This is a genomic window from Vibrio sp. 10N.222.55.A1 (assembly GCF_041473835.1).
Taxonomy (GTDB): domain Bacteria; phylum Pseudomonadota; class Gammaproteobacteria; order Enterobacterales; family Vibrionaceae; genus Vibrio; species Vibrio crassostreae_C.
Genome location: NZ_JBFRSX010000101.1, coordinates 1 through 12,402 on the forward strand (window position 1 = coordinate 1; position 12,402 = coordinate 12,402).

8 protein-coding genes are annotated in these 12,402 nt (G+C 45.0%); all 8 read left to right on the top strand.

What is annotated here, in order from left to right; all coding sequences use genetic code 11:
- The first annotated feature begins 249 nt into the window (after positions 1–249).
- A complete protein-coding gene (gene secE / locus AB4493_RS21225; RefSeq protein WP_010435558.1) occupies positions 250–627 on the top strand; it encodes a preprotein translocase subunit SecE in 378 nt (125 codons plus the stop codon).
- 13 nt (positions 628–640) lie between these two features.
- Positions 641–1,189: a transcription termination/antitermination protein NusG gene (nusG, locus tag AB4493_RS21230; protein WP_010435556.1), complete on the top strand. Its 549-nt coding sequence runs from the start codon at positions 641–643 to the stop codon at positions 1,187–1,189.
- Positions 1,190–1,402: 213 nt separating this feature from the next.
- Entirely contained in the window at positions 1,403–1,831 is a 429-nt protein-coding gene (gene rplK, locus AB4493_RS21235) for a 50S ribosomal protein L11 (protein ID WP_010435555.1), read from the top strand.
- Positions 1,832–1,835: 4 nt separating this feature from the next.
- Positions 1,836–2,540, top strand: a complete 705-nt coding sequence (rplA, locus tag AB4493_RS21240) for a 50S ribosomal protein L1 (protein ID WP_017060523.1) — start codon at positions 1,836–1,838, stop codon at positions 2,538–2,540.
- Between the two features lie 250 nt (positions 2,541–2,790).
- The gene (gene rplJ, locus AB4493_RS21245) at positions 2,791–3,285 is read left to right on the top strand and encodes a 50S ribosomal protein L10 (protein ID WP_017060524.1); all 495 of its coding nucleotides are present in this window, start codon (positions 2,791–2,793) and stop codon (positions 3,283–3,285) included.
- Between the two features lie 57 nt (positions 3,286–3,342).
- Entirely contained in the window at positions 3,343–3,711 is a 369-nt protein-coding gene (rplL, locus tag AB4493_RS21250; RefSeq protein ID WP_017060525.1) for a 50S ribosomal protein L7/L12, read from the top strand.
- 235 nt (positions 3,712–3,946) lie between these two features.
- Positions 3,947–7,975, top strand: coding sequence for a DNA-directed RNA polymerase subunit beta (rpoB, locus tag AB4493_RS21255; protein WP_017060526.1), 4,029 nt, complete (start codon positions 3,947–3,949; stop codon positions 7,973–7,975).
- Between the two features lie 92 nt (positions 7,976–8,067).
- Complete coding sequence (gene rpoC / locus AB4493_RS21260) at positions 8,068–12,270, top strand: DNA-directed RNA polymerase subunit beta' (RefSeq protein ID WP_017060527.1); 4,203 nt, start codon at positions 8,068–8,070, stop codon at positions 12,268–12,270.
- Positions 12,271–12,402 lie beyond the last annotated feature (132 nt).

Below are 12,402 nucleotides of genomic sequence, written 5' to 3' on the forward strand. Positions count from 1 at the left end.
GTGTTGTAGCTAAAATCTTTGCATAAGATTTGACGAACCACTAGTAAAAAGGGCATCATTTGATGCCCTTTTTCTGCGCTAAAAAAAGAGTTGGATGTTTTGACATCGATTTTTGCTCTTAGCAAAGAATTAAACGGTCTTTTTGACTAAAATGACTGTTAGATGTGTTGTTTTGCAACGCAAAGGAATGTGCCCTGCAACAGCGGGGTTATTGTCGTCTATATTTAAGACTTATCACAGGTTGGTTTTATGAAAGCAAACGCTGAAACTCCTGATAGCTCAGGTGCAGCAGATACAATGAAGTGGATTGTCGCTTTTGTTCTGTTGGCTGCTGCTGTTGTGGGTAATTACCTGTATGGTGAATTGTCTGTTGTAATTCGCGCTGCAGGTGTAGTTGTGCTGATTGCTGCCGCACTAGGCGTTGCAGCAACAACAACTAAAGGTAAAGCTGCGATCGATTTTGCAAAAGAATCTCGTATGGAGATTCGTAAAGTTGTTTGGCCTACTCGCCAAGAAACTATGCAAACTACATTGATCGTTTTAGCTGTATGTATTGTTATGTCTCTAGTGCTTTGGGGAATTGACGGCATTATGGTCCGTCTAGTTTCTCTAGCAACTGGGGTGTAGAGGGTTCTGATTCATGAGTGAAGCTCCAAAAAAACGTTGGTATGTAGTTCAAGCCTTTTCTGGCTTTGAAGGTCGTGTTGCACAGTCGCTACGCGAGCATATTAAAATGCACAACATGGAAGAACTATTTGGCGATGTGCTAGTACCTACTGAAGAAGTAGTGGAAATGCGTGCAGGCCAACGCCGTAAAAGTGAACGTAAATTCTTCCCTGGCTACGTATTAGTTCAAATGATCATGAATGATGAATCATGGCACTTAGTACGCAGCATTCCGCGTGTTATGGGCTTCATTGGTGGTACCTCTGATCGTCCTGCACCAATCACTGATAAAGAAGCTGATGCTATCTTGAACCGTCTAGAGAAAGCGAGCGAGTCTCCACGTCCTAAGACAATGTTCGAAGCGGGTGAAGTGGTTCGTGTGAACGATGGTCCATTTGCTGACTTCAACGGTACTGTTGAAGAAGTAGATTACGAGAAAAGCCGCATTAAGGTATCTGTATCGATCTTTGGTCGTGCAACACCGGTTGAGCTTGAATTTGGTCAGGTTGAAAAACTGGACTAAAACTCTAAGTTTTGAACAAGCTGTGGATAAATAGTTCATAAGCTGTTTAAAATTAAAGAGTATAAAAAATCACCTTTTTAGGGTTGTTAAAGGCGCGAATTATGATTATAATTTCGCGCCTTTTTGCTTCTGTGGAAGTGAAAAAGAGTTAATTGAATTTATGGGGAGCTCGCCTTGCGGCTAGCGCATGTACCCAAAATATTAGGAAATATCATGGCTAAGAAAGTTGAAGCTTATATCAAACTGCAAGTTGCAGCTGGTATGGCAAACCCAAGTCCACCGGTTGGTCCTGCTCTAGGTCAACACGGCGTGAACATCATGGAATTCTGTAAAGCGTTCAACGCAAAAACAGAATCTGTTGAGAAAGGTCTACCTACTCCAGTAGTTATTACTGTTTACAACGACCGTTCTTTCACGTTCGTAACTAAGACTCCACCTGCTGCTGTTCTTCTTAAGAAAGCTGCTGGCGTTAAGTCTGGTTCAGGTCGTCCAAACACTGAGAAAGTTGGTACTGTTACTGACGCTCAAGTTCAGGAAATCGCAGAAACTAAAGCTGCTGATATGACTGGTGCTGACATCGAAGCAATGAAACGTTCTATTGCTGGTACTGCTCGTTCAATGGGCCTAGTGGTAGAGGGATAAGATCATGGCTAAACTTACTAAGCGTATGCGCGTAATCCGCGACAAAGTTGACTCAACTAAAGAATACGAAATCAGCGAAGCTGTTGCTCTTCTTAAAGAACTAGCGACTGCTAAATTCGTTGAGTCTGTAGATGTTGCTGTTAACCTAGGCATCGATGCTCGTAAATCTGACCAAAACGTTCGTGGCGCAACAGTGCTACCTCACGGTACTGGCCGTGACATCCGCGTTGCTGTTTTCACTCAAGGTGCAAACGCAGAAGCTGCTAAAGCTGCTGGCGCAGATATTGTTGGTATGGAAGATCTTGCTGAGCAAGTGAAAAAAGGCGAAATGAACTTCGACGTAGTTGTTGCTTCTCCAGATGCAATGCGTGTTGTTGGTCAACTAGGTACAATCCTAGGTCCACGCGGTCTTATGCCAAACCCTAAAGTTGGTACTGTAACTCCTAACGTTGCTGAAGCGGTTAAGAACGCTAAAGCTGGTCAGGTTCGTTACCGTAACGACAAGAACGGCATCATCCACACTACTATCGGTAAAGCATCTTTCGAAGCTAGCCAGCTTCAAGAGAACCTAGAAGCTCTTCTAGTTGCTCTTAAGAAAGCTAAGCCTTCTTCAGCTAAGGGTTCTTACCTGAAGAAAGTAAGCATCTCTACTACGATGGGTGCTGGTGTTGCTGTTGATCAAGCTAGTCTTGACACTCAAGCAAACTAATTTGCTTAGGCGCAGATTTAGTGTATACTTCTGCGCCTAATATTTGTGGTTGGGTGGTTTTAAAGCAATTTGAAATCATCTATCCCAAGACCGTAGGCGCTGTCGATTTTCATTAGATTATTGATAGCTTAATAAAACCTACGTAGGCGATGTTGTGGTTTGAAATGAATTTATTCATTTTTAAATAACATCGTAAACGCTCATTACATTTTGTATTGAGTGCTGTAATCACAACCAGAGGTTAATCCAAATGGCTTTAAATCTTCAAGACAAAAAAGCAATTGTTGCTGAAGTCAACGAAGCTGCCAGTGGTGCACTTTCTGCAGTTGTAGCTGATTCTCGTGGCGTTGAAGTTGGCGCAATGACTTCTCTACGTAAACAAGCTCGCGAAGCGGGTGTTTACATGAAAGTTGTTCGTAACACACTAGCACGCCGTGCGGTTCAGGGTACAGACTACGAGTGTCTAGTAGACACTTTCACTGGTCCAACTCTGATCGCGTTCTCTAACGAGCACCCAGGTGCTGCAGCGCGTCTTTTCAAAGACTTCGCTAAAGAGAACAAAGATTTCGAGATCAAAGCTGCTGCATTTGAAGGCGCAGTTACTGATGCTGAAGTACTAGCGACACTACCAACTTACGACGAAGCTATCGCACGCCTAATGATGTGCATGAAAGAAGCTTCTGCTGGCAAGCTGGTTCGTACTATCGCTGCACTACGTGACCAAAAAGAAGAAGCAGCGGCTTAAGCCTTGCTTTTCACTGGTTGCAAATTAAACTTATTGTTGACTTAAAAGAGAATTGTTATGTCTATTACTAACGAGCAAATCCTAGACGCAGTTGCAGAAATGTCTGTAATGCAAGTTGTTGAGCTTATCGAAGCTATGGAAGAGAAATTCGGCGTTTCAGCTGCAGCTGCAGTTGTAGCTGGTGGCGCAGCTGGCGGCGACGCTGCTGCTGAGCAAACTGAATTCGACGTAATCCTAACTGCTGCTGGCGCTAACAAAGTACAAGTTATCAAAGCTGTACGTGGCGCAACTGGCCTAGGTCTTAAAGAAGCTAAAGGTCTTGTAGACTCAGCTCCTGCAGCGCTTAAAGAAGGCGTTGACAAAGCTGAAGCTGAAGCTCTTAAAGCACAGCTAGAAGAAGCTGGCGCTTCTGTTGAAATCAAGTAATTATTACTTAATTTCATAGCCGCAAGGCTAATGGCTGGTGGTTTATTAACCACCGGCCTTTTTGCGCTGTAGGGCTATGACGAAATTTCCGCTGTTTAACCGTCATAATCCGAGCAAAAAAACAGTCATTTTTTCGAAATGATTGTTCACTACCACTAAACAGCTGTTTGTCACCACCCCCTCTGAAGAGTGTTTTGGGTGGTTTGGGTCACTTATCAGCGAGCTGAGGAACCCCATGGTTTACTCTTATACCGAGAAAAAGCGCATCCGTAAGGATTTTGGTACTCGTCCACAAGTTTTGGACATTCCATACCTGTTATCGATCCAGCTTGATTCTTTCGACAAATTCATCGAACAGGATCCAGAAGGTCAATACGGTCTTGAAGCTGCTTTCCGTTCTGTATTTCCAATTCAGAGCTACAACGGCAATTCTGAGCTGCAATACGTTAGCTACCGTCTTGGTGAGCCAGTTTTTGACGTTAAAGAATGTCAAATCCGCGGTGTTACTTACTCAAAGCCACTACGCGTAAAACTACGTCTAGTTATCTTTGATCGAGATGCACCAGCAGGTACTGTAAAAGACATTAAAGAACAAGAAGTCTACATGGGCGAAATTCCGCTTATGACAGACAATGGTACTTTCGTAATTAATGGTACCGAGAGGGTTATCGTATCCCAGCTGCACCGAAGCCCAGGCGTGTTCTTCGACAGTGATAAGGGTAAGACCCACTCATCAGGTAAAGTTCTTTATAACGCACGTGTAATTCCTTACCGTGGCTCATGGTTAGACTTTGAGTTCGATCCTAAGGATAACTTATTCGTACGTATCGACCGTCGTCGTAAGCTACCAGCATCGATTATTCTTCGTGCACTTGGTAAATCGACTGAAGAGATCCTTGATCTGTTCTTCGACAAAGTGAACTTCGAAGTGAAAGACCAAACTCTTCTTATGGAGTTGGTTCCTGATCGTCTACGTGGTGAAACTGCGTCATTCGACATCGAAGCAAACGGTAAAACTTACGTTGAGACTGGTCGTCGTGTTACTGCTCGCCATATCCGTCAACTTGAAAAAGATGGCGTTGAGCACATCGAAGTACCAGTAGAGTACATCGTTGGTAAAGTTGCATCTAAAGATTACATCAACGAAGCAACTGGCGAGATCATCGTTGGCGCGAACCAAGAGATTAGCCTAGAAGCTCTTGCTAACCTGTCTCAAGCAGGCCACAAGGCTCTACAAACTCTGTTCACGAATGACCTAGATCACGGTCCATTCATGTCAGACACTCTACGTGCAGATAGCACAGTAGATCGCATCTCTGCATTGGTAGAAATCTACCGCATGATGCGTCCTGGCGAGCCACCAACGAAAGAAGCTGCAGAGTCTCTATTCGAAAGCCTATTCTTCTCTGAAGAACGTTACGACCTATCAACTGTAGGCCGTATGAAGTTCAACAGCTCTATCGAGCGTGAAGAAGAAGAAGAGCGCGGTACTCTGGATGAATCAGACATCATCGAAGTGATGAAGAAACTGATTGGTATCCGTAACGGTATTGGTGAAGTGGACGATATCGACCACCTTGGCAACCGTCGTATCCGTTCTGTAGGTGAAATGGCAGAAAACCAATTCCGTGTTGGTCTAGTTCGTGTAGAACGTGCCGTTAAAGAGCGCCTAAGCCTTGGTGACCTTGATGCAATCATGCCTCAAGATCTTATCAACGCTAAGCCGATCTCTGCTGCAGTTAAAGAATTCTTTGGCTCTTCACAGCTTTCACAGTTCATGGACCAAAACAACCCATTGTCAGAAGTTACGCACAAACGTCGTATCTCTGCTTTAGGTCCTGGTGGTCTTACTCGTGAGCGCGCAGGCTTCGAAGTACGTGACGTTCACGTAACTCACTACGGTCGTCTATGTCCGATCGAAACGCCTGAAGGTCCAAACATCGGTCTAATTAACTCACTATCTGCGTTTGCACGTTGTAACGATTACGGTTTCCTAGAAACTCCGTACCGTCGTGTAGTAGATGGTGTAGTAACAGAAGAAGTTGATTACCTGTCTGCAATCCAGGAAGGTCAATTCGTAATCGCGCAAGCAAACACCATTCTTACTGAAGAAGGTACGTTTGCAGATGAGCTAATCACAGCTCGTCAAAAAGGTGAATCTGGTCTTCACCCACGCGATCACGTTGACTACATGGACGTTGCGACAAACCAAGTAGTATCTATCGCTGCTTCGCTTATCCCGTTCCTAGAACACGATGATGCGAACCGTGCATTGATGGGTGCCAACATGCAACGTCAAGCTGTACCAACACTTAAGGCTGATAAGCCTCTAGTAGGTACTGGTATCGAACGTAACATCGCAGTTGACTCTGGTGTTACAGCGGTTGCTAAACGTGGTGGTCAAGTTCAGTCTGTAGACGCTTCTCGTATCGTAGTTAAGGTTAACGAAGATGAATTGGTACCTGGCGAAGCTGGTATCGATATCTACAACCTAACTAAGTACACGCGTTCGAACCAAAACACATGTATTAACCAACGTCCAACTGTACTTCCTGGTGAACCAGTTGCACGTGGCGATGTTCTTGCTGATGGTCCTTCAACAGACCTTGGTGAACTAGCTCTTGGCCAAAACATGCGTATCGCATTCATGCCTTGGAACGGTTACAACTTCGAAGACTCGATCTTAGTATCTGAGCGCGTAGTTCAAGAAGACCGTTTCACGACAATCCATATCCAAGAACTATCTTGTGTGGCTCGTGATACTAAGCTGGGTTCTGAAGAGATCACAGCTGATATTCCAAACGTAGGTGAGTCTGCTCTGTCTAAACTAGACGAGTCAGGTATCGTTTACATTGGTGCTGAAGTTAAGGGTGGCGACATCCTAGTTGGTAAAGTAACCCCTAAAGGTGAAACTCAACTGACTCCTGAAGAGAAGCTACTACGTGCTATCTTCGGTGAGAAAGCATCTGATGTTAAAGATACTTCTCTACGTGTACCAAACTCTGTTTCGGGTACTATCATCGATGTACAAGTCTTCACTCGCGATGGCGTAGAGAAAGACAAGCGTGCACTTGAAATCGAACAGATGCAGCTTAAAGAAGCTAAGAAAGACCTAACTGAAGAGTTCCAAATTCTTGAGGGTGGCCTTCTTAACCGTGTTAAAGCTGTACTTCTGTCTGGTGGTTACTCTGAAGCTAAGCTTGATACTATCGGTCGTAAGCAATGGCTAGAGCAAGTTCTAGAAGACGATGCGCTACAAACACAGCTTGAGCAACTTGCTGAGCAGTGGGATGAGCTAAAAGCAGACTTCGATAAGAAGTTTGAAACTAAGCGTCGTAAAATCACTCAAGGTGATGATCTAGCGCCTGGCGTTCTTAAGATTGTTAAAGTTTACCTAGCGGTTAAACGTCGTATCCAGCCTGGTGATAAGATGGCCGGTCGTCACGGTAACAAAGGTGTAATCTCTAAGATTAACCCTGTTGAAGACATGCCATACGATGAGAAAGGTCAGCCTGTAGACATCGTACTTAACCCGCTGGGTGTACCATCGCGTATGAACATCGGTCAGATCCTAGAAGTTCACTTAGGTTTGGCTGCGAAAGGTATCGGTGACAAGATCAACCAAATGGTTAAGGAACAACAAGAACTGCATAAGTTCCGTGAGTTCCTACAGAAGGTTTACGATCTTGGTGATACTCGTCAGAAAGTTGATATTGCTGAACTGTCTGATGATCAAGTTCGTACACTGATCAAGAACCTACGTGGCGGTCTACCGATTGCTACTCCTGTGTTCGACGGTGCTTCTGAGTCTCTAATCAAAGAACTACTTAAACTGGGTGATCTGCCAGAATCTGGTCAGCTTAAACTGTTTGATGGTCGTACTGGTGATTCGTTTGAGCGTCCTGTAACTGTTGGTTACATGTACATGCTGAAACTGAACCACTTGGTTGATGACAAGATGCATGCTCGTTCAACTGGTTCTTACAGCCTAGTAACTCAGCAACCACTTGGTGGTAAAGCTCAGTTCGGTGGTCAGCGTTTCGGTGAGATGGAAGTATGGGCACTAGAAGCATACGGTGCTGCATATACTCTACAAGAAATGCTAACAGTTAAGTCAGATGACGTTAACGGCCGTACTAAGATGTATAAGAACATCGTAGACGGTAACCATAGCATGGAACCTGGTATGCCTGAGTCGTTCAACGTACTGTTGAAAGAGATTCGCTCGCTAGGTATCAACATCGAGCTAGAAGACGAAGAGTAATCCCTCCTTCTTTTTAAAAGAAGATAGGATTATTTGGTAAAAGGGAGCTTGCTACAGCAGTGAGCTCCTTTAACTCCTTACAGGAGCTGAATGTGAAAGACTTATTAAACTTTCTAAAAGCACAGCATAAGACCGAAGAATTTGATGCAATCAAAATCGGTCTATCTTCACCAGACATGATCCGTTCATGGTCTTTTGGTGAAGTTAAAAAGCCGGAAACAATTAACTATCGTACGTTCAAACCTGAACGTGATGGTCTGTTCTGTGCACGTATTTTTGGTCCAGTTAAAGACTACGAATGTCTTTGTGGCAAATACAAGCGCCTGAAGCACCGTGGTGTTATCTGTGAGAAGTGTGGCGTTGAAGTTACACAAACTAAAGTTCGTCGTGACCGCATGGGCCACATCGAGCTAGCTTCACCAGTTGCTCACATCTGGTTCCTAAAATCACTGCCGTCTCGTATCGGTCTACTAATGGATATCCCTCTACGTGATATCGAACGTGTTCTTTACTTCGAGATGTACGTAGTAACTGAACCAGGTATGACTGATCTAGAAAAATCTCAGATGCTTACTGAAGAAGAGTATCTGGATCGTCTAGAAGAGTGGGGTGACGAATTTACTGCTAAGATGGGTGCTGAAGCGATCAAAGATCTGCTTGCAACAATGGACCTTCATCAAGAAGTGGAAGAAATGCGCGAAGAGTTAGAAACGACTAACTCAGAAACTAAGCGTAAAAAAGTTACTAAGCGCCTGAAGCTAGTTGAAGCGTTCATTGCATCGGGTAACGATCCGCAATGGATGATTCTGACTGTACTTCCGGTTCTGCCGCCAGATCTACGTCCTCTAGTACCACTAGATGGCGGTCGTTTTGCGACTTCAGATCTGAACGACCTTTACCGTCGTGTGATCAACCGTAACAACCGTTTGAAGCGCCTTCTAGAGCTAGCTGCTCCGGACATCATCGTACGTAACGAAAAGCGTATGCTGCAAGAGTCTGTTGATGCACTTCTAGATAACGGTCGTCGTGGTCGTGCTATCACTGGTTCTAACAAGCGTCCTCTGAAATCTCTTGCTGATATGATCAAGGGTAAACAAGGTCGTTTCCGTCAGAACCTTCTAGGTAAACGTGTAGACTACTCTGGCCGTTCTGTAATCACAGTAGGTCCATACCTTCGTCTACATCAGTGTGGTCTTCCTAAGAAGATGGCACTTGAGCTATTTAAGCCGTTCATCTACAGCAAGCTAGAAACTCGTGGCATGGCTACGACAATCAAAGCTGCTAAGAAGATGGTAGAGCGCGAAGAAGCTATCGTTTGGGATATCCTGGACGAAGTAATCCGCGAACACCCAGTACTGCTTAACCGTGCACCTACACTTCACCGTCTAGGTATCCAAGCGTTTGAACCAGTACTAATCGAAGGTAAAGCGATTCAGCTTCACCCACTAGTGTGTGCGGCATACAACGCCGACTTCGATGGTGACCAAATGGCGGTACACGTGCCTCTAACTCTAGAAGCACAGCTTGAAGCACGTACACTGATGATGTCGACGAATAACATTCTGTCGCCAGCGTCAGGTGATCCGATCATCGTACCTTCTCAGGACGTTGTATTGGGTCTTTACTACATGACACGTGACAAGATCAACGTGAAAGGCGAAGGTATGTACCTTGCTGGCCCTGCTGAGGCTGAAAAGGCATACCGTACTAAGACTGCTGAGCTACACGCTCGCGTTAAAGTACGTATCACCGAAACTGTAGTAGACGAAGATGGTAACAGCACTACTGAAACGAAGATGGTTGATACAACTGTCGGCCGTGCAATGCTATGGCAAATCGTTCCAGCTGGCCTACCGTACAGCATCGTTAACCAAAAGTTAGGTAAGAAGCAGATCTCTACTCTTCTTAACGAGTGTTACCGTAAGCTTGGTCTAAAAGATACAGTAGTATTTGCTGACCAAATCATGTACGCAGGTTTTGCATACGCTGCACTTTCTGGTGTTTCTGTAGGTATCGACGATATGGTTGTACCTCAAGCGAAATACGATGAAATTGAATCTGCTGAAGAAGAAGTTCGCGAAATCCAAGAGCAATTCCAATCTGGTCTTGTTACTGCGGGTGAGCGTTACAACAAAGTTATCGATATCTGGGCATCTACGAATGACCGCGTTGCGAAAGCAATGATGGATAACCTATCTTCTGAAACAGTTATCAACCGTGACGGCGAAGAAGAACAGCAAGAATCGTTCAACAGCATCTACATGATGGCCGACTCGGGCGCACGTGGTTCTGCAGCTCAGATTCGTCAGCTAGCAGGTATGCGTGGTCTGATGGCGCGTCCAGATGGTTCAATCATCGAAACGCCGATCACAGCGAACTTTAAAGAAGGTCTAAACGTCCTTCAGTACTTTATCTCAACGCACGGTGCTCGTAAGGGTCTTGCGGATACAGCACTGAAAACAGCAAACTCGGGTTACCTAACTCGTCGTCTAGTAGACGTTGCTCAAGACGTTGTAGTACACGAACATGACTGTGGCACGCATGAAGGTATCGACATGATGCCTCACATCGAAGGTGGTGACGTTAAAGTTGCACTTTCTGAGCTTGCTCTAGGTCGTGTAGTAGCTGAAGACGTTCTTAAGCCTGGTACTGAAGATGTACTGATTCCACGTAATACTCTGATTGATGAGAAGTGGTGTCAAATCATGGAAGACAACTCAGTAGATAGCATGAAAGTGCGCTCTGTTGTTACCTGTGATGCAGACTTCGGTTGTTGTGCACAGTGTTACGGTCGTGACCTAGCACGTGGTCACCTAGTGAACCAAGGTGAAGCAGTTGGTGTTATCGCTGCACAATCTATCGGTGAACCGGGTACACAGCTAACGATGCGTACGTTCCACATCGGTGGTGCGGCATCTACTGCAGCAGCAGAGAACAGCATCCAAGCTAAGACAACTGGTACTGTGAAACTTCACAATGCTAAGTTCGTAGTTAACAAAGATAAGAAACTGGTTATCACTTCTCGTGCATCTGAGATGACGATTATTGATGAATTCGGCCGTACTAAAGAGAAGCACAAACTTCCTTACGGTTCGATGCTAACCAAAGGCGACAACGCAGCAGTTACTGCTGGTGAAGTTGTAGCTAACTGGGAAGCGCATACCATGCCAATCATCACTGAAGTGGCAGGTCGTATCCAATTCGTAGATATGATCGATGGTATTACAGTTTCTCGTCAAACTGACGATCTAACGGGTCTTTCTTCAAGTGAAGTTACAGACGCAGCAGCTCGCCCAGCAGCAGGTAAAGATATGCGTCCAGCTATCAAACTTGTTGATGAGCAAGGTAACGACGTAATGATCCCTGGTACTGATATGCCAGCTCACTACTTCCTACCTGGCAAAGCGATTGTAAACATCGAAGATGGCGCTGAAGTTGGCATCGGTGACACACTATCTCGTATCCCTCAAAAATCGAGCGGAAACAAAGATATCACCGGTGGTCTACCACGCGTAGCTGACCTATTCGAAGCTCGTAAGCCTAAAGAGCCTGCGATCCTTGCTGAGCACACAGGTACTGTGTCTTTCGGTAAAGAAACGAAAGGTAAGCGTCGTCTAGTAATCACTCGTGAAGGCGGTGACGCTTACGAAGAGATGATTCCTAAGCATCGTCAATTGAACGTGTTCGAAGGTGAGAAGATTGAACGTGGTGATGTAATCGCCGACGGTCCTGAAACTCCACACGATATCCTGCGTCTACGTGGTATCCACGCAGTAACTCAGTACATCGCGAACGAAGTTCAAGAAGTTTACCGCTTACAAGGCGTAAAGATTAACGATAAGCACATCGAGACTATCGTTCGTCAAATGCTACGTAAGTGTACAATCACTCATTCTGGTGACTCTCCGTTCCTACCTGGCGAACAAGTTGAGTACCACAATGTTAAGATTGCTAACCGTAAGCTAGAAGCTGAAGGTAAAGAACTAGTACGTTTCGAACGTGATCTACTAGGTATTACTAAAGCATCTCTTGCAACTGAGTCATTCATCTCAGCTGCATCGTTCCAAGAAACGACTCGCGTACTAACAGAAGCTGCGGTTTCTGGTAAGCGTGATGACCTTCGCGGTCTGAAAGAGAACGTAATTGTTGGTCGTCTGATCCCAGCTGGTACTGGTTTCGCATACCACCAAGAGCGTCAAAAACAACGTGAAGAAGAGCAAGAAGGTCCTTCAGCTGAACAAGCTACTGACAATCTAGCAGCACTTCTAAACGCTGGTTTCTCTTCAGAAGAGTAAGCTCTACGAGTAGTCTCTAAGAGATAAGAAAAAGGCACCTTCGGGTGCCTTTTTTGTATCTGGCGTATTGGTATTTAGCTATGACTTATAAAGTGATAGGTGTGCTTATCTAGCGTAAGCGTGCCATGAACA